Below are 19,195 nucleotides of genomic sequence, written 5' to 3'. Positions count from 1 at the left end.
CCCAATGATCTTAATCCTATTGGTACGATCTTAATCCTGGCTGCAATAATACTTAATGTTAATTCTCCAGATCATTCAGATTAGGTCAACGACTGGCATGTGGACGAGAACGGCATCATGTCCTACCCGGCTGATAGAGGTATTCCAATCTTCGAATCCACCATCATCAACGATACACCCGAATATTCCCTCGAATCGATTATTTTTTCCAGCCGGGAAGATAAAATCGCTGCTCTTTTGCGAATCCCGAAGAGCAGCGAACCAGTTCCCGGAGTTCTGATCCTGCCTGGAGCTACAGTATCTAAAGAGGACGAGCAAGGTCTGTCGGCTGAACTTGCAGGTATGGGTTATGCTTCGATGGTCATCGACCAGCGCAATCTGGGCGGGGTGGACTTCCAGCTGGACGGTCAATTGTTTGAAGCAGGAGAAGAGCCTGTTGAGCATAAAATGGTTTTTGATACGTTAAAAGCAGTTGATGTGATGCGGCAGAAATCCGGGATCGATAAGGATAATATCGCCATCATTGGGATAAGTAACGGGGGACGTTTTGGTATAATTGCTACAGCCATCGATTCGGGCATTAGAGGTGTGGTTGGGATCAGTACCAGTGGATACGATATGGAGGCATATATTAATCAAAATGCAGGTCAGATCACAATGAACCAGACCAGATTTTTACGTTCAATTGACCCTGATTCTTATCTGGACAAACTACCACCTCGTAAAATAGCAATGATCCATATGCTAAATGATTCCATAATTCCTATAGAACTGGCACAGGTTACCTATAATAAAGCTGATGATCCCAGGGTTTTCTATCCTATAGAGGGTGAAGGGCATGGGTATAATGGTGCCATGAGGAATGCCCTTGAAACAGAGCTGGGAATAATACTAATATAACAAAACAGAACCAACATTGGTCAGTTGATTGACCAATCAGTTATAAACAACTGGTCAATACAGTGATAAAGTGCATATAAAAAACACCGAATTCAGTTCTGCATAATTTTTTTTAGCACCGATTTTCGTCAGCCGTTTATATTCCAAAATGAATCAACATTTTTTTATCAAATGATCTAAGTAGGTAACGTTTTTAAAGAAAAATATATGCAGATTATGTTCCATTCATGAAACTTAAAAAATCCTAAGTTCCAACTATAAGTTAACGTCCCGAGTCAATTATGGCAAAGAAATAAACATAAAATTGACCTTAAATCCACCTATTTACGCTGATTATGAAGATTTAACAATAAATTCTGGATATTACAAATTCCATAATCCATACATATTTCAAATAAAATGTAATGGTCAATCAGACCATGAACACCCGTATCCCATGACCGCATAATTCAACCACAGAGGGCACAGAGTACACAGAGTTTTTAATTCATCCTGCGTGTAATTCCATCTTTAAGAAGTATCACATTGAAATTAATAAGCAGTCCAAGGCGTTTCCCGCTTAGCTTGAGATATGAAAGCAGTTGCGCCTCGTGAACTGGTGTTATCTTGTTCACAGCTTTGAGTTCGACGATTACTGCATCTTTAACGAGAAGGTCTAACCTGTATCCTAAATCGATTTTCATTCCATCATAAATTACAGAAAGTCCGACCTGTGACAAAACCTTAAGTTCCTGTTTTTCCAATTCATACTTTAAACAAGCCTCATACACACCCTCCAGCAATCCAGGCCCAAGAGTGCTGTGTACCTGAATCGCCGCCTCAATAATCTTTTCAGATATTTCATTCAATTCCATCGTTCTCTGTGCCCTCTGTGCCCTCTGTGGTTTTATGTTTTATAGTTTGCTAAACAAAAAATGTAATGATCAATCAGACCATGAACACCTGTAAACTATGACCGCAGAGCATTATTTTTGCATTTTTTCACACTGTTGTCCAACTAATTGACCATTACAATATTTCAAATAAAATGAGGTTTTTCACAAATCGTATCCCATACCATGTTTAAGGAACAAAAAACTTCGCTTTTGGATATCCTCGATCTGGTTCAATTATGGGACATAAACACTTGACGAAAATCGGTGTTTAATGAACATCCAATCAAATGTAACATGACATATATATGTAATTAAAATTAACATGTAATTTGAGATCAAATGAATAAAATTAAACACATCCAGGCAGAAATAGACATGGATACATATGACAATCTAAGACATCTTTCCCAGCTCAGGAAAACTTCGTTAAAAGAAACAATCCGGGAAGCCGTTGTTGAGTATATCAAACGGCATGAAGACGATTTAATGGAGGATTCGCTTTTCAATATAGTCGGCTCATTTACAACGAAAGAAGGTAACTGGAGCGAAAGGGACGAATGGAGGGAATAGATGCGCATATTCCTGGATACCAGTGGTCTGATCGCTTTAAGTGACAGAAAGGATAAGAACCACGGTACTGCCAGGGCATATCTGGAAGCGCAGGTTCACCGGGGAGCCCGCTTCGTACTGGGTCGCAATGTCCTGGTGGAATATATCGATGGGATCGCCAAAAGGATCGCGAAAGAAAAAGCCATTGAAGAGCTTGATAACATCCTGAACAGTAAATTGCTTGTAATCGAATCTGTTTCTTCAACAGACTGGATAAAGGCACTTGAGTATTTCAATAAATATGATGATCAGCAGATAGATCTGACCGATTGTTTAAGTTTTGCCATAATGGAGAGGCTTAATCTGGATACCGCCCTGACTTTTGATAATGATTTCAGGATTCATGGATTTAATGTTCTTAAGGAATAGATTCTGGTAAATAAATGGCAACATTGTTGTACCCAAAACAAGTGAACGATCCCTGCAAGTTGTTCTCTTTGAAGGGTACGGATACAATGCTGCCATAGGGCAATGCTTACAACCGGGCTAAAAACAGATATTCATGCAAAGGGATGTTTTGCCGCATCCTTTCCTGCAAGAGCTTCTTCCACGCTGGGCTCTCCTTTCATGGCTCGTTGAATCGCCAATTTTGTAGCCTCGTAGTTGTACTCGTACACTTTGTCCTTATCCGTTGCATCCCATTCGATAAACACTGACACGATGATCAGTAAATCCTCAGCATCTTTCTTTTCAATAATACCGTCTTCCACCGAATCCATAACAGCCTTAGCGACAGCTGCCTGGGCAGGACCGAACATGAGGATTGCCTGGTCAGCATTCTTGATAGTCACTTTATTGACGATCAAGGTGGCAGGTTTGGGCTGAAGATTTGGTTCCAGCACAGCTAAAAGCGGGGTATGTCCTTGCTGCGGCATTGCCAGGGAATTCATAAAAGCCGTTTCAACAGCCCCACCCTTGGGACCTATTACAAGATCAATATGGGCGATTTCAGGCCCATCTCCTACGAGAGCTTCACCAATCATACTTTTTACTAAACTTCTTACCAAAAAATATCACCGGGTCCTTCATTTCCGATAACCTATTTAACTATTATGATACAATTCAAAATATTATTTCCAGTGATACTTCTTAGTTTAAAAGAATGAGCTGACTCTATTAAGTATACAGCTCAGTCTCAGTCCCCGGTGTCCAGGTTGGTGATCATAACAATCCCAGCAGGAGCATGAATATAATTAAGCCGAATGTTATCAGGGTTCCAAATAGAGCAATGTTTTTCCTGCTAGATTCTTCTTTTCCAGACTTTCAGGAGAATATCTATTCCCGCACTTTCTCAGAATCTTAATTGGGATCTATATCCGTTGATATGTGGACTATGGTCTCCCCCTCCCATGTCTTGAGTTCATTGATTTGCTACTATTAGATGAAATTATAACAACGCTTTCTCAATCCGCTCGAGCGCTGTCTGTATCCGCTCCCGGCTGGTTGCATAGGAAAATCTGACAAAGTCCATGCTGTTGGGTCCGAACGCACTGCCTGGTGTGGCAGCTACATTTGCCTCTGTCAGCAGCTTCTCGCACACCTCATCTCCGTTGCCGTATTCGCTCACATCAGCAAAGGCATAGAATGCACCGCTGGGATAGTTGCATTTAATACCCATATTGTTCAGGCCGTCCACAAGCAGGTCCCGTCGTGCCTTGAACTCTGTCACCATCTCAGGAATGAAATCCTGGGGACCTTTCAGCGCTTCCACACCGGCCCACTGTACAAACGTAGTAGCACTGCTCACGCTGTGGCTGTGGAGCTTGGACATGGACTTGAATACCTCATTTGAGGTGGCCAGGTAGCCCAGCCGCCAGCCTGTCATGGCATATGCCTTTGAAAAACCGTTGATGGTAATGGTACGCTCATCCATGCCGGGAAGACTTCCGATACTGAAGTGCTCCTTGTCATAGATGATCTTCTCATAGATCTCATCCGAGATCACCATGATATCGTGGTCAATGGCCAGATCAGCGATCTCTGTTAGCACATCCCTGGAAAAGATACCACCAGTGGGATTGCTGGGGCTGTTGACTACAATAAGCTTGGTCTTTGGAGTGATATATTTAGCAATATCAGTTGGATTGAAATCATTCTCAGGGTCCAGGGGTGCCCATACCGTTGTGCCCCCCGCGATTGTGACACAGGGATCATATGTGACCCAGGCCGGGTCGAACAGTATTGCTTCGTCCCCCTCATCCAGCACTGCCAGTATGGCCTCGAACACTGCCTGTTTGGCCCCGGGTGTTACGATCACATGGCCAGGTTCCACATTCAGGTTGTTCTCGTTCTGGAGTTTCTCTGCAATAGCCGATCGCAGCTCAGGGATACCGGGTGCCGGGGAATAATGCGTATCGCCCCGCCTCAATGATTCAACAGCTGCATCGCTGATATGTTTCGGGGTGTCAAAATCAGGTTCGCCTAAACTGAAACTGATAACATCATGACCTTCGCGCTTAAGCTCGTTGGCCAGGTTAGTCATTCTAAGAGTGGCCGATTCCTCTATACTTTGAAGACGTTTTGATACCATGAATTCAATCTGGACTTCCAATTATTTTAATCTTTGCACCATCTTCACGGCAGCCTCTACGGCCCGTTTAGCATAGTCCACCCGTTTGTGCGCATCCAGCCTGCTCATGCCAGGACCGGAAATTCCCAGGGTTACAGGTTTATCATATTCCAGTGCCAGGTCTGTGATCTTACGGGTAGCGTGCTGCACCACGATCTCATCATGTTTTGTCTGCCCTTCAATAACGCAGCCTATGGTAACCACAGCATCGATCCCTGGATCAGTCACAAGTTTTTTAATGGCCAGAGGCATATCATAGACACCCGGGACCATTATTGTTTTTTCAACCGTAGCACCTAAAAAATCGGCATGTTCCCTGCCCAGCATCTCCATTGGGTATGTCAGGTCCCTGTTAAATTCTGCTACAACAAATCCCAGTTTAATATTACTCATAACAATAATCTCCAGTTTTCCTAAATATTATCAATCATACTATAAAATTCATATGTTCACTGGTGGGCCGGTCCTGCATCTTCGTATCCCTGGCGCTGACCTGTACCAGCTTCTTTTTCAAGATCCTGAGGGCGGGATGTCAACTTGACCACATTCAGTGCATGTTCTCTGGCACGTCGTTCCATAAGCCAGGCAAGGGTCTTATCATCAGGTATCTCATCTTCATGCACGAACACCTCTATCACATGGACATTGGTCATCAACTGGGCCTGGATTATTCCCTGGGACGCCTCATGGGCGCATATCTTATCCTTGGGATCAGATCCGGGCATGCCCAGCGCCATCACAATATCGCAACCCTTCTCTTCGATCAGTTTTTTACAGGCAACCGGCAGGTCCTTGATACCGGGCACAGTATACCGCTTAATTTTTACAGACGCATTGTTCCGTAATTCATCAATAGCGGCTGCACCCATATCATATCTGGCAAAAGTGGTATCAGCAATGCCTACCGTGACCATATTTTCTCCAAATTACCAGGCTTGATTAATCTTATCCAGTTCAATTTTGGCGGCTTCCACTCCATTACCCACGTTGTCTATTATACCATGGTTTTTAAGCACCAGTTCCAGTGCAGTGATTGTGGTGATCATATCGATCGGTGTGAAATTACCCATACTGCCAATCCTGAATATCTTGCCTTTCAAATGGGACTGGCCGCCAGATATCTGAATACCCATATCCAGCATCTCACCGCGTAACTCCTTATCTGTAATGCCACCCGAAATATTCATAGCAGTGACCGTATTGGAATAACTGTGATATTTATCGATCTTCGGGAACAGTTCTATTCCTAGCGCATCAGCAGCTGCACGAACAGCAGCCGCACCCTGGGCATGCCTGTGTTTCCTTTTCTCCATTCCTTCTTCTTGTACAATGAGCAAAGCTTCCAGCATGGCAGAGAACAGCGGGACTGCCGGTGTATAAGGTGTCTGGGTGGGTGTATTGGCTCCCGATTTACGGTACGCTTTTAAATCAAGATAATAGGGCGGTTTATCGACCATTGCTTCCCATGCAGCATCGCTTACTGTAATTGCAGATAGACCAGGTGGTGCAGCTATACACTTCTGGCTCCCCATAAATGCAATATCCACACCCCAATTATCGACGAGTACTGTGTCACCGCCTACAGTGGTAATGGCGTCCATAATGAACAAAGCACCATGTTTCTTTGCCAGTTTCCCCACTTCTTCAGCAGGATTTTTGATGCCTGCACTTGTCTCATTATGTACCATTGCAACAGCTTTTACCCCATTTTCAAGGGCGGCTTCAACAGCTTCCAGGTCTATTGGTGTACCCCATTCATATTGCAATTTTACTGCTTTGCCGTAACGCTCCCCAATATCACACAACCTTTCTCCGAATTTGCCGTTCTCGATCGTAACGATTGTATCATTCTTCCCGATCACATTACCGATAGCAGCTTCCATGCTTGCGGTTCCAGATCCCGATATAATAAATATATCATCAGAGGTCTGGAACAGATCACTTAGAATTTCCCTGCTCTTGTCATAGATATTCCCGAATTCTTCTCCTCTATGCCCGAACATAGGTTTACCCATGGCTCTTTGGATCCTGGGGACTATAGGGACGGGACCTGGTATCATCATCAAATTATTTTCAAGTTTCATTGTGCAAATCACTCGACATAGTTAAATCTAGGCTGAAAGAACTAGATAGAATAACTTCCATGTATAGCTTTTGATTTTTTGTAACGAAAGGTTGGATTAATGTTTACAACTTTATTTAATTGTTAATTTATAGATTCTGTCATATAATTATATCGTGTGTTCTCCATAAACTATATGACAATTCGTTTGATTTAAAGGATGTATGATTATTGGATTACTTGGACCTGAAGGGACATATTCTGAAAAAGCTGCCATAAAATTGGATACCAGTGCTCAACTTAATTATTTCAATGACCTGGAAGAAGTAATCGAATCTGTTATTATTGGAGAAGTTGATTACGGCATTCTACCTATTGAGAATTCATTGGAAGGACCGATCGGCATTACCATGGATGCTCTCCTGGAATACAACATTTATATAATAGGAGAGGTCATTATTCCCATCCGGCACTGCCTGCTTTCAAAGGGACGAATTGAAGATATAAATGTGATATTATCACATCCCCAGGCCATTGCTCAATGCCATAAATTCATACGTGCCAATTTCAAGGATAATAAGGTTCAAACCACAGGAAGTACTTCACATGCTGCCCAGGCTGTATCCAGTTCAACTGATATGGCTGCAATAGCATCCAGGGAATCAGCACAGAAATATGGCCTGAATATCCTTGCAGATGATATCCAGGACTACAAAGCAAATTATACCAGATTTGTGGTGCTGGGAAAACATATACCTGATAGGACCGGTAATGATAAAACCTCAATAATAATTCACTTGCTTCATGATAGACCTGGAGCCCTGCATGATCTATTGGGTGAATTTGTTAAATATGATATTAACCTGACCAAGATTGAATCCAGACCTTCAAAAATGGGTTTGGGAGATTATTTATTTTATATCGATATGGAAGGGCATCAACGGGATAAAAATGTAAAAAAGGCTCTTGAAGGGATTAAAAATCTTGTAGACCAGGTCAAGATTATCGGATCATATCCCAAAAACACCGACAAATCAATGATGAGTTAATAAAGTAGCTTAATTTTATTATTTTTCCCATACATAATTAGCAATAATGAGAAATCAGAAATTATTACCTGACGCACCCGGCGTCTATTTAATGAAGGATAAGGCAGACAATATCATATATGTGGGGAAGGCATTATCACTGAAAAAGAGGGTATCACAGTACTTCCAGAAACATGATCATGACACCAAGACAAGAGCCTTACTAAAAAATATTTCTGATCTGGAATATATTGTTACACCCACCGAGGTGGATGCTCTTATTCTTGAATCAAATCTAATAAAGGAGCACAGGCCCCGGTATAATATCGATCTGAAAGACGATAAACAGTACCCTTTTATCAGGATCACTATAAAGGAAGATTATCCGCGTATTTTTATAACCCGTAAGAGACTTAAGGACGGTGCAAGGTATTTTGGCCCCTATACAAGTGCAAGGGCCATGCGTGAGACCCTTAGATTGATAACCCGGGTTTTCAAATTACCCCAGTGTAAGAAAAAGTTCAGTCTTAGAAGCAGACCGTGTCTAAATTATCATATGGGACTTTGCAGTGCTCCTTGCAGTGGCAGTGTTAATAAAACCGAATATCGAGAAGCAGTGGACGAGGCCATCCAATTTTTAGAAGGCAAGAACAAAGATCTGATACATAAGTTAGAAACCAAAATGCAGGATTTTGTATTAAAAAATGATTTCGAAGCTGCTGCAATAGTGAGGGACCAATTAAGCTCTATTCGAGCCGTTTCATTGCGTCAGCAGGTCACCGGAGGTTTTGAAGACTGGGATGTTATATCCATAGCAATTTCAGGTGAAATTGCTTCTGCCCAGGTATTGTATATCAGGGATGGAAGCCTGGTGGGCCGCTCAGAGTTTGTTCTTAATTCCTGTGGCGCCGAAGATAATGAGGTTATGGATGCATTTCTTAAACAATATTATAGTGATGCACCTGTTCCTGGAGAAATCTTGCTGGACACTATGCCAGATGACCCGACTATATCGGAATGGCTGCGGAGTTTAGGGAACGTAAACATTAATATTCCGGCAAGGGGTCGAAAGAAAGAATTGGTAGAGATGGCAAATAAGAATGCCCGGTCTTTGCTCAAAATCACCCTTCTAAAGGATGAAAAAAAGGAAAAATCAGGTTTTTCCGCACTTGTAGAACTTCAGGATGTTTTGAGCTTGAAAAATTTACCTGAACTTATAGAAGGTTTTGATATCTCTAACATAGGCGGTACTGATGCGGTGGGCAGCATGGTTGTCTTTAAAAGCGGCAAACCTGACAGGCGGCAATACCGCCTTTTTAATGTTAAAACAGTAAGTGGAATAGATGATCCTGCTATGATGAAGGAAGTAATATCCCGCCGCGTAGCTCATATTGCCCGGGGTGATGATACGCCACCTGACCTTATGGTTGTGGATGGGGGGAGCACCCAGGTAGAAGCAGCCATGTCTGCTTTATCTACATTTAATACCAATATCCCTGTAATCGGACTGGCAAAGAAATTTGAACATATATACATACCCGGTGCTGATACTCCTTTTATTCTACCACATACTTCACCAGCTCTTAGACTGTTAAAGCATCTAAGAGATGAATCACACAGGTTTGCAGTATCTCACCACAGGAGGCGCAGGTCATCACGATTAAGAGCTTCCATATTGGATGATATTCCTGGTGTGGGAAAAAAACGCAAAGAACTGCTGATCAAACATTTTGGATCGCTGGATAAGATACAGGCAGCAAGTGTGGAAGATCTTGAGCAGGTTCCTGGTATCAGCCATAAAATGTCACGTGAGATATTTGAAAAACTTCAGGGTTCCAAAAGCTTATAAGCCGTTAGGTAGTTATGGGATGACCAAGACCATTATTAAGTCATTAATAATTTTCAAATTTCATAATTCTAATCGGAGGATATTCATTTATGGCAAGTAAAAGACCGGCAAAGACGTTCCGCAATTACAATAGCAGAAGATCATATACCCGAAGAAAATATATGGGCGGTGTACCGGGAAGCAAGGTCGTACATTACGATATGGGCAATTCCAAAACAGAATTCCCGGTAGAGGTCACACTGGTGGCTGGTGAAGCGTGTCAGATCAGAGATGGTGCACTGGAAGCCGGCCGTATCACAGCTAACAGGCTATTAATTAAACAACTGGGTCAGCAGAATTTCCATTTCAAACTTAGAGTGCATCCATTCCAGGTAACCAGGGAGAATAAACAGGCTACTGGTGCTGGTGCAGACAGGGTCAGCCAGGGAATGCGGCAGGCATTCGGAAAAGCAACAGGTGTTTGTGCCCGGGTAAAAAAAGACCAGAAAATCTTTACAATCTCGGTCAACAAAGAAGGATTCTTGATCGCCAAGGATGCTTTGAGAAAATGCGGCCACAAAATCTCCACACCCGGTAAAATTGTGGTAGACAAAGGCCAGGAAATGGTCCAGTAATATTAAATTTGCATAAAAGTATATTAAGGAAATTGTGACAGTATGGGAGACTATGAAGCAAATTTGGATCGGGCATTCAAAATGTTACCCGATATTGAAACTTCTGATGAGAGGTTTATAATCCCTGAACCCAAAATTTTTTCGGAAGGTAAGGCTACTGTACTGGAAAATTTCAGCCAGATAGTAGATGTCCTTAACAGGGAACCAGATCATGTGATGAAGTCTCTGACCCGGGAATTGGGTACTGCCGGAAAGATCGACGGGCAGCACGCAGTATTCCAGGGGAAGTTTACAGTCGAAGCTATTGCTGAACAGATAGAATCTTATGTTAACGAGTATGTGAAATGTTCCGAATGCGGACGTCCTGATACCAAACTGGTGAAAAGTGACCGTATTCTTATGCTCCAGTGTGATGCATGCGGAGCCCATCGGCCGGTGAGGAAGAGAAAGGCAAGTATTGAAGCCAAGAAGGACGCTCTCGAGGAAGGCGAAACTTATGAGTTCAAGATTGAGAGCATAGGGTCCAAAGGTGATGGTATTGCAAAGGTCGATAAGTATATTGTCTATATTATCGGGGCCTCCAAGAAGGAAGTTGTGAAAGCAAAGGTCAAGCGTATATCAGGAACTGTGGTTTTTGCTGATCTCGTATAATACTTACTCTGGCCAGTAGCGGGCCAGCGACAAATGAAACAAGAAGGGGCTGTGGCCTAGTCAGGAATGGCGACGGGCTCCAGCGGATAAAATGATGAGCAACGGGTCTACTGAGACTTGCTCGACGGGGCGGGTCAGTGAGGAGCCGTTGGAGCACTGATTTGTGTTCTCCTTGAATTCTTCAAGGGTTCGGAGAGACCCGTCGATCGTGAGTTCAAATCTCACCAGCCCCACATTTCCATCCGCTTTATATATAAACACAAAAATCCATCAATAAGATATGAAATCGGGTATAAGAGATCTGCTCATTCTGATCGTCGGAATCGCACTAGCAATCATAATAGTTCCTTTTATATTGAGACTCGCAATTGATATTATTAGGATCATCGTCATTATTGCATTTGCTTATGTATTCTTCATCGTTCTAAAGCAACTACTAAAATGAAAAAGGGATAACATTAATAACTTAACCAATAACCTAGAAAATAGAGGATAGAAATTTGCGTTCAGCACAAAGAGTAAATAAAAAAGTGAGCACAACTTCCCAGGCGGAATTTGTCAAAGACGGGGCAAGGTACGTAGTATTGAAACCTGCAGGTTACCCCATGAGAAGCATGCTTCATGAGTATCCGGAGATTTCAGAAAAAGACGTTTTCGAGTTCTATGCACGGGAACAATGGAGCGGATTGGTTGTCCGTTCAGGCGAATATCTTTTTGATCGCAGGATGTTCCCGGATTTTGCATTTAAGGTAACTGAAGTCGTGCCAGAAGATAGTGCAATAAGCCATGCTACTGTTTTTATGGTGGAAGAGGCACAAATAGAGGAATTCATTCCCGAGATGTTCAGCGAAATAAGTTTTGAGGATGTAATAGGGCATGCAGAAGCAAAACGAAAATGCCAGCTTATCCTTAAGTATCTGGATGATCCAGAGCGTTTTGGTAAATGGGCCCCACGAAATGTATTGTTCCACGGCCCCTCTGGTACAGGAAAGACAATGATGGCAAAGGCCCTTGCTAATGCAGCTGATGTCCCTATCCTGCCCATAAAGGCCACCCAGCTGATCGGCGAGTACGTAGGTGACGGTGCCCGACAGCTCCACCAGCTCTATGACAGGGCAGAAGACCTCAGGCCATGTATTATCTTTATTGATGAACTGGATGCCATTGCTCTTGATCGGCGCTATCAGGAACTAAGGGGCGACGTGATTGAAATTGTCAACGCTTTGCTCACCGAGATGGATGGTATTGATGAAAGAGAGGGCGTATGCACCATCTCTGCTACCAACAGGATAGATTCCCTTGATCCTGCAATAAGGAGCCGCTTCGAAGAAGAGATTAATTTTGGCCTTCCGGATAAAGCTGAAAGGCTGGCCATCATAGATTCCAATATAGCTTCATTCCCAGTGGAACTTGACAAAGATGTGAACATCAAATCCCTGGCTGAAAGGACAGAAGGCCTGTCAGGGCGCGATCTGGTTGAGAAAATCATGAAGGCCGCACTCCATGCAGCTATTATCGAAGGTGGGCTGGTAAATAATAATCAGATTGAAGAAGCCTTAAAGAGAGCATTAGCTTCAAGTCCCTTCAAGAATTCTGATGAAGGTATGTTCAGATAAAATGAAAAAGAAACAGCTTGAGATCCTGCTGGAAAAGGTGGAAAGATTCGATTCTCCATCAGCTTACCTGGAACAATATTCAACTCCTGCACCAATTGCTGCTGAACTCCTGTTTTTTGCATTAATGAACCGGGACCTGGATGATACTGTGTATGATCTGGGATGCGGTACAGGTATACTCGCCATTGGTGCCAGGTTGCTGGGAGCCAGCGAAGTATTTGGTTTTGATATCGATAATGATTCACTTAAGATCGCCAGGCATAATGCTGCAAAATTTGAAGTTGATATTGAATATGTTTGTACTCGTATTGAAGATGTTCAGGGGGGGGCCCATACTGTACTCATGAATCCTCCGTTCGGAGCACAGAACAAGGGCAATGACCGCCCTTTCTTAAAAAAAGCAGTGGAATTAGCTGATGTGGTATATTCCATTCATAATGCAGGAAGTTATGAGTTTATCAAAAAGTTCATTAGTCCAGCAGCAATAACAGACAGTTATATTTTGGGTTTTCCTATAGAACGAACTTTTAAGTTCCACAAAAAGGATAAGGAAGTTGTCAACGTAGAGATATACCGGATAGAAAACAATTCAACATATTAAGAATCATTGTTTATAAAAGATTCCGGACATTAAATTCATATTGAGGGATTATTATTAGAATCAAGAGAAAGAAGACCGTTTCAAGAAGGAAATTGATTAATGAAGATACAACTGAGCAGCAAGTTCCTGAGTCAGAAGAAATAGATGAAACTACAGTTGAACCAGTAACTGAAGAAATAATAAATATTTCAGAAATTGAAACTGGCACAAAAAATGAAGCATTTTCACCAGATGAATCGCAGGAATTCGTGCTTCCTGGAGATATGATAGGCACATCAGAGGAATTTATTCCTGGCAATAGTACCTTTATAAAAGGCGGCAATATCTATTCCACAGCTACAGGGTCAATAAAAATAAACACCAAGACCCACAACATTTCAGTAATTCCCAAAACTGATGTACCACCTACCATCGAAAAAGGTGATGTGATTATAGGTCGTGTCAATGATCTGAGAAGTTCAATGGTATTAGTGGAGATTGCAAAAATCGAAGGGAAAGGAGAACGTGAGATTGTAAATCTCCAGAATGCTGCCATTCACGTATCCAACATAAAGGATAGTTATGTAAAGGATGTTATGTTTGAGTTCAGCCCGTTTGATATTATTAAAGCCAAGGTCATTGATCTTAAAACAATGAGACTCACCACATCAGGCAAAGACCTGGGTGTGATCAAGGCTTATTGTGGAAAGTGTCATTTAGCCATGAATAAAGCATCTGACAACGGAGATAAGAACAACAAGCTGAAATGCCCGGGGTGTGGCAATATAGAGTCGCGAAAGCTTTCATCAGAATATGGTATCAGTCTTGTATAAAGGTGGATGTGGATGAATCTAAAAATTATTGAAAAGACAGATGATGAGATAAGGATTGAATTGGCTGGTGAAAGCCATACACTTTTGAATGTTCTAAAATCGTCACTACTGGAAGACCCTAATATAGAGGTTGCAACGTATGATATCAAGCATCCTACTATCAGTGAACCTATTCTTTTTGTAAAAACAAATGGTGCAGATCCTGTAGTGGCTGTTAAAGAAGCATCAGAGAGAATAATTGCGGTATACGAAGAATTCAAAGCTGTTTTCAATGAAAAAGCCAATAATTAAGCTATGCATATAAAACCTGAAATAAGAATACTTGGTATCGATGATTCGTCACTGCATAATGAACAGGTGATGATCATCGGTGCCTTTTTCAGGGGTGGGGAATGGCTGGATGGAGTACTACGTTCGGACATTACCAAAGATGGGGACGATGCCACTGATACCCTCATCAGGATGGTGACAGATAGCAAACATTTTAGACAGGTGAGAGTCCTGATGTTTGACGGTATAACGTATGCGGGATTTAATATTATTGATATAAAGGCTATCTATGATACCACAGGAATCCCTTGTATAGTTGTGATGCGGGAATGTCCGGACTTTGAAAGTATACGCTCTGCACTTGAATACCTGCCAGACCCTGAAATAAGATGGGAAATAATAAAAAAAGCTGGTAAGGTCAATAAAGTATTAAGCCGTGACGGTGAAAACCCAATTTTCTTTCAGTGCTGCGGTGTTGGCCTGGTAGATGCAAAAGAGATTATTCGGTTATCTGCTACCCACAGCAATATACCTGAACCATTAAGGGTAGCGCACCTCATTGCTACCGGGGTGGTGTGCGGGGAGTCTACAGGAAAACCTTAATTGATTTGAAAAGTTTATACAATAAAGAATATTGTGTTCGAAAATACAGATTATTCGAACACAATTACCTATTAATATTTTTTTGTGTGTATTCATTTAATTTTATGAACTATGCCATCTCTTTCACAAGCCTGGCGATCTCATCACCCACATCAGAAGTGGTGCTATTGCCGGCCATATCTTTGGTCAGTACTTTTGCTTCCTTGATGTCACGCTCAATAGCAGCCACAATGGCATCAGCAGCTTTCTGCTCACCCATCTGTTCCACCAGCATGGCGCCAGCCCAGATAGTAGCTATGGGGTTAGCCCTGTTCATACCTTTATACTTAGGTGCACTGCCGTGGATGGGCTCGAACATGCTGGTACCATTGGGATTGATATTCCCACCAGGTGCCAGTCCCAGTCCGCCCTGCACCATGGCGCCCAGGTCTGTGATAATATCGCCGAACATATTGGGTGTTACCACCACGTCAAAGAACTCCGGGTCCTTGACAAACCACATAGTGATGGCATCAACGAAATTAAGATCAGTGGTAACATCCGGATATTCAGAACCTACAGAATTAAATTCCTCGCGCCAGAACCCATAGATGTCTGAGAGCACATTTGCCTTGTCAACTGAAGAAACGTGTTTATCCCTTTTCATAGCCAGATCGAAAGCATACCTGATCACCCTCTGGGTCCCTTCTTTGCTGATCATGCCTATCTGGTATCCGATCTCTTCACTGTCAGACTCAATGTCAAGCCCGAACTTCACATTATACATGGTACGGGCCACTTTCAGCTCATGCTTACTGGCACCCTTTTTAGCACGACCACCTATACCGATATAGAAATCTTCAGTATTCTCCCTCACCACAGTAAAGTCAATATCTGCTGGTGTTTTATCTTTTATTGGGCACCATACACCTTCCAGGAGTTTTATCGGACGTAAGTTAATATACTGGTCAAAATAGAACCTGGCTGCCAGAAGTACACCTTTTTCAAGCACACCTGGCTCGATCCTGGGATCCCCGATACTGCCCAGATATATAGTTTTATATGAATTGAGTTCCTTCAGGGTGTCCTCAGAGATGAGTTCCCCGGTCTCCAGATAATGGTCAGCACCATGGGGGTAGTCTATCCATTCCACATCAAAACCATAAGCTTCACCGGCCGCGTCAATAACTTTTTTGCCTTCATTAATGATCTCCGGACCTATACCATCCCCCGCTATCACAGGTACTTTATACTGGCTCATGCGCTCACCTGCTGTCTGGTATACTCGATAAGCCCACCTGCATCTACAATACCCCGCAAGAACTCTGGCATGGGTGTCGCTGAGTAGGTCTCGCCCTTGGTTTTATTTGTGATCATACCAGATGCAAAATCCACTTCAAGTACATCACCTTCGTCTATACGGTCAGTATCAGGACATTCCAAAAGGGGCAGCCCTATATTGATTGAATTCCTGAAAAATATACGGGCAAAGCTCTTAGCAATTATACATTTTACCTTTGCACCTTTTAATGCCAGAGGTGCATGTTCACGACTGGACCCGCATCCGAAATTGTTTCCTCCGATAATAATATTGCCAGGTTCTACCACACTGGCAAATTCCGGTCTTACTCCTTCAAAAGCATGCTGTGCCAGTTCTTCAGGCGTATTCAGTATAAGATATCTGCCCGGGATGATAGCATCAGTATCAATGTCATTCCCGAACTTCCAGACATTTCCTTTCATTTTAGTTCTTCCTCGAAGCTATTAATAGTATCTAAAGATTATATTATTTTGGTTAATACAGGTGTCCGTAGAACCTCAAATAGTTCTTAATTGCTATTGAGGCCTGCTTGGGATAGACTTGCTTAATATATTGTACAAACCCGTCCCTGCTGCTACATTCCTTCACCATATACAATAAGTGGTCTATGATTTCCAGGGACTGTTCTGAAGTATTTTTTTGCATCTCGAATGAGACACATAGATCATGTGGGGAAAAATACTCTTTTCTGATATTGGGTGAGACCGATCCCATCAATATCCCTGATTCAAGTTCAATATATGCAGGGACACCCTGGTTCTCAAGTCTTCCCGCACCTGTCAAGGCCGAGAAATTTTCATCAGAATATGAATGAAGTTCCAGATATATGGTCGGTTTATATGTAATGATGGCATCAAGCAGATGGGGTGCGTATTTAGTATAATAATCCTTATCAAGTGTACTCAGGTATGATTGTTCAGACACTTTTGGCATAATCAGTAGCGATCCGGTTCCGGGCCGGGTCAGTAGTTCAAGCCTGTATGAAGTAGATATCCACTCATCGCCATGCAGTCCCCCGGCAAACAGACGCACCGGTGTTCCTTTGCCGAATCGTTCCATATTATTCTTCTTTTTTGTCTTTGCCGTCCTTAAGGTTTTTTTGCCACTCATCGAAATTACAGTGTGGACAGCCCAGATCCCATGGTCTCTTCCCTTTGGTTATGATCTTGATATGGTTCATATTATGTGCTTCACAAAGCTTATCAGTCACTACGATCTGTCCGCTCTTGGGTAGAGGCAATGCAAAATTACAATCAGGGTATCCGGTACATCCTATAAACCGGCCGCCTTTCTTTGAACGCCGAATAATGAGGTCGCTTGTACATTTCTCACATTTACCAATGATCTTATCTTCCCGCAGACCGCTGCGCAGGCTTTCCCCGATCTGCTCCTTGTTATTAGTAAGATCTTCAAATATGATATCCAGCATCTGCCTTGATTCGTCCACCACGTCATCTTTTGATTTGGCACCTTCTGCGATAAGGTCCATCTCCATCTCAAGGGTGGCCGTCATATCAGGTTTGGCTATGGTGTCGGCATATTTTTCCAGTGTATCGATTACAGCAATAGCAGTCTTGGTTGGTTGTAAAGGATTGCCATGAACATATGCCCTGGCATAAAGTTTGGAAATTATCTCATGCCTTGTTGATTTTGTGCCTAACCCCAGATCCTCCATGACCTTAATAAGCCTACCCTGCCCGTATCTGCCCGGAGGTTGTGTCTCTTTTTCCAGCATCTCTTTATCTTTTACCTTCAGAACCTGCCCGGTCTCAAGTTCTGGTAGTATCATGTCCTCTGGTTTATTGTAAGGATAGTACCAACGCCATCCTTCCTCTACAATACTGGCGCCCCGTGCTTTGAACTCCTCGTTTGAAATGTCCAATAGTACCCGGAGTGTGTTCCACTTTGCAGGGCCGGCAAATGTTGCCAGGAACCTGCGGGTAATCAGTTCATATATCTTCCATTCATCATCTTTTAAATCTGATTTTTTAACATAGGATGCCGGAATAATTGGCGGGTGGTCAGTGGTCTCTTTCTTACCTCTGGTGGGTGTAAGTTCATGCATACTCAGGAGGCTTTCCACATAATGTTTGAATATACCTTTACCGAGACTCTTAATGAGACTTTTCAAGTCAATGCTTGGTGGATAGACTGTATTATCTGTCCTTGGATATGAGATATATCCGTTCATATACAGATTTTCAGCGATCCTCATGGCATTAGAAGCAGTCAGCCCGATGCTGCTTGCAGCTCTGATAAATTCAGTTGTATTGAACGGCGTGGGCGGAGTATCTATCTTTTCTGCTTTTTTAAGATCAGTAACAACAGCAGTCTCACCAAGTCTGTTGAAGATATCTTCAGCCTCTGCTTTATCCCATATGCGTCCTGCCCTGTGCTTGGCCTGGAATTCGATGCCTTCGACCAGTGTAACTATAATCTCCCTGTATGGTTTGGCCACGTGTGCCATACGTTCCTTTTCCCTATCCACAAGCAGTGCCAGGGTCGGGGACTGGACACGTCCCACACTTAAAAAACTATTTCCCAGCCGCACAGCAGTGGTAGAAATGTACCTGGTCAGAGCTGCACCCCAGATCAGGTCAATGGTCTGCCTGCTTTCCCCTGCATCTGCCAGATTAAAATCCACAGGACTTCTATTTTCAAAAGCTTTCTCGATCTCTGATTTAGTAATTGCACTATAGTGTACCCTGTCTGCAGTTATCTTTGGATTTGCTTTTTCCAATATCCGAAGAGCCTCAACGCCAATGAGTTCACCTTCCCTATCATAATCAGTCGCAACCGTGACATGGTCAGCTTCTTTACTCAATTTGCGAAGAGC

Annotated in this window: 22 protein-coding genes and 1 tRNA gene; 13 read left to right on the top strand and 10 right to left on the bottom strand. The window is 42.8% G+C overall.

Going from position 1 to position 19,195, the window contains the following annotated elements:
• Nucleotides 1-99 precede the first annotated feature (99 nt).
• A complete protein-coding gene (locus tag IBX40_04065; GenBank protein MBE0523496.1) occupies nt 100-900 on the top strand; it encodes an acetylxylan esterase in 801 nt (266 codons plus the stop codon).
• Between the two features lie 482 nt (nt 901-1,382).
• Here IBX40_04065 and IBX40_04060 read toward each other — a convergent pair whose 3' ends face one another.
• Complete coding sequence (locus tag IBX40_04060; GenBank protein MBE0523495.1) at nt 1,383-1,754, bottom strand: GxxExxY protein; 372 nt, start codon at nt 1,752-1,754, stop codon at nt 1,383-1,385.
• Between the two features lie 360 nt (nt 1,755-2,114).
• Here IBX40_04060 and IBX40_04055 point away from each other — a divergent pair, with 360 nt between their 5' ends.
• Complete coding sequence (locus tag IBX40_04055; protein MBE0523494.1) at nt 2,115-2,345, top strand: hypothetical protein; 231 nt, start codon at nt 2,115-2,117, stop codon at nt 2,343-2,345.
• Nucleotides 2,346-2,753 carry a PIN domain-containing protein gene (locus IBX40_04050; protein ID MBE0523493.1) on the top strand — a complete coding sequence of 136 codons (408 nt, stop codon included), beginning with the start codon at nt 2,346-2,348 and terminating at the stop codon, nt 2,751-2,753.
• 131 nt (nt 2,754-2,884) lie between these two features.
• Here IBX40_04050 and fae read toward each other — a convergent pair whose 3' ends face one another.
• The 5 genes from fae to IBX40_04025 form a co-directional block, all read right to left on the bottom strand.
• The gene (gene fae, locus IBX40_04045; protein MBE0523492.1) at nt 2,885-3,367 is read right to left on the bottom strand and encodes a formaldehyde-activating enzyme; all 483 of its coding nucleotides are present in this window, start codon (nt 3,365-3,367) and stop codon (nt 2,885-2,887) included.
• Between the two features lie 404 nt (nt 3,368-3,771).
• Nucleotides 3,772-4,914, bottom strand: a complete 1,143-nt coding sequence (locus IBX40_04040) for a pyridoxal phosphate-dependent aminotransferase (protein ID MBE0523491.1) — start codon at nt 4,912-4,914, stop codon at nt 3,772-3,774.
• Nucleotides 4,915-4,935: 21 nt separating this feature from the next.
• Nucleotides 4,936-5,346: a 6,7-dimethyl-8-ribityllumazine synthase gene (locus tag IBX40_04035; GenBank protein ID MBE0523490.1), complete on the bottom strand. Its 411-nt coding sequence runs from the start codon at nt 5,344-5,346 to the stop codon at nt 4,936-4,938.
• A 56-nt stretch (nt 5,347-5,402) separates the two neighbouring features.
• A complete protein-coding gene (locus tag IBX40_04030) occupies nt 5,403-5,867 on the bottom strand; it encodes a riboflavin synthase (GenBank protein MBE0523489.1) in 465 nt (154 codons plus the stop codon).
• A 12-nt stretch (nt 5,868-5,879) separates the two neighbouring features.
• Nucleotides 5,880-7,037: an alanine--glyoxylate aminotransferase family protein gene (locus IBX40_04025; protein MBE0523488.1), complete on the bottom strand. Its 1,158-nt coding sequence runs from the start codon at nt 7,035-7,037 to the stop codon at nt 5,880-5,882.
• A gap of 202 nt (nt 7,038-7,239) precedes the next feature.
• On the opposite strand from IBX40_04025, the gene pheA reads away from it, so the two are divergent.
• From pheA to IBX40_03975, 10 genes are all read left to right on the top strand, one after another.
• Nucleotides 7,240-8,064, top strand: coding sequence for a prephenate dehydratase (gene pheA, locus IBX40_04020; protein MBE0523487.1), 825 nt, complete (start codon nt 7,240-7,242; stop codon nt 8,062-8,064).
• Between the two features lie 46 nt (nt 8,065-8,110).
• Nucleotides 8,111-9,892: an excinuclease ABC subunit UvrC gene (gene uvrC, locus IBX40_04015; GenBank protein MBE0523486.1), complete on the top strand. Its 1,782-nt coding sequence runs from the start codon at nt 8,111-8,113 to the stop codon at nt 9,890-9,892.
• Between the two features lie 89 nt (nt 9,893-9,981).
• Nucleotides 9,982-10,506: a 50S ribosomal protein L16 gene (locus IBX40_04010; GenBank protein ID MBE0523485.1), complete on the top strand. Its 525-nt coding sequence runs from the start codon at nt 9,982-9,984 to the stop codon at nt 10,504-10,506.
• 42 nt (nt 10,507-10,548) lie between these two features.
• On the top strand, nt 10,549-11,157 hold the full coding sequence (locus IBX40_04005) for a translation initiation factor IF-2 subunit beta (protein MBE0523484.1): 609 nt from the start codon (nt 10,549-10,551) through the stop codon (nt 11,155-11,157).
• 45 nt (nt 11,158-11,202) lie between these two features.
• Nucleotides 11,203-11,390 (top strand) — tRNA-Trp (locus IBX40_04000).
• A gap of 267 nt (nt 11,391-11,657) precedes the next feature.
• On the top strand, nt 11,658-12,773 hold the full coding sequence (locus IBX40_03995; protein ID MBE0523483.1) for an AAA family ATPase: 1,116 nt from the start codon (nt 11,658-11,660) through the stop codon (nt 12,771-12,773).
• A 1-nt stretch (nt 12,774) separates the two neighbouring features.
• The gene (locus IBX40_03990) at nt 12,775-13,374 is read left to right on the top strand and encodes a 50S ribosomal protein L11 methyltransferase (protein ID MBE0523482.1); all 600 of its coding nucleotides are present in this window, start codon (nt 12,775-12,777) and stop codon (nt 13,372-13,374) included.
• Nucleotides 13,375-13,637: 263 nt separating this feature from the next.
• Nucleotides 13,638-14,186, top strand: coding sequence for an exosome complex RNA-binding protein Csl4 (locus IBX40_03985; protein ID MBE0523481.1), 549 nt, complete (start codon nt 13,638-13,640; stop codon nt 14,184-14,186).
• Between the two features lie 12 nt (nt 14,187-14,198).
• Entirely contained in the window at nt 14,199-14,477 is a 279-nt protein-coding gene (locus IBX40_03980; GenBank protein ID MBE0523480.1) for a DNA-directed RNA polymerase subunit L, read from the top strand.
• Nucleotides 14,478-14,480: 3 nt separating this feature from the next.
• Nucleotides 14,481-15,059: a DUF99 family protein gene (locus IBX40_03975; GenBank protein ID MBE0523479.1), complete on the top strand. Its 579-nt coding sequence runs from the start codon at nt 14,481-14,483 to the stop codon at nt 15,057-15,059.
• Nucleotides 15,060-15,168: 109 nt separating this feature from the next.
• Here the strand turns inward: IBX40_03975 and IBX40_03970 are convergent, their stop codons facing one another.
• The 4 genes from IBX40_03970 to IBX40_03955 form a co-directional block, all read right to left on the bottom strand.
• A complete protein-coding gene (locus IBX40_03970; GenBank protein ID MBE0523478.1) occupies nt 15,169-16,299 on the bottom strand; it encodes an isocitrate/isopropylmalate dehydrogenase family protein in 1,131 nt (376 codons plus the stop codon).
• Nucleotides 16,296-16,781 (bottom strand): 3-isopropylmalate dehydratase small subunit, encoded by a 486-nt coding sequence (locus IBX40_03965; GenBank protein MBE0523477.1) that lies wholly within the window; start codon nt 16,779-16,781, stop codon nt 16,296-16,298. Before IBX40_03965 ends, IBX40_03970 begins: the two co-directional genes overlap by 4 nt.
• 52 nt (nt 16,782-16,833) lie before the next feature.
• Entirely contained in the window at nt 16,834-17,418 is a 585-nt protein-coding gene (locus IBX40_03960) for a DUF2119 domain-containing protein (protein MBE0523476.1), read from the bottom strand.
• A gap of 1 nt (nt 17,419) precedes the next feature.
• The coding region (locus IBX40_03955) for a DNA topoisomerase I (protein ID MBE0523475.1) at nt 17,420-19,195 on the bottom strand (1,776 nt) is incomplete at its 5' end.

It is taken from the genome of Methanosarcinales archaeon (assembly GCA_014859725.1).
In the GTDB taxonomy this organism is placed as follows: Archaea; Halobacteriota; Methanosarcinia; order Methanosarcinales; family Methanocomedenaceae; genus Kmv04.
The sequence above is the reverse complement of the archived record's forward strand: the minus strand, read 5'-3'. Positions and strand labels throughout refer to the sequence as shown.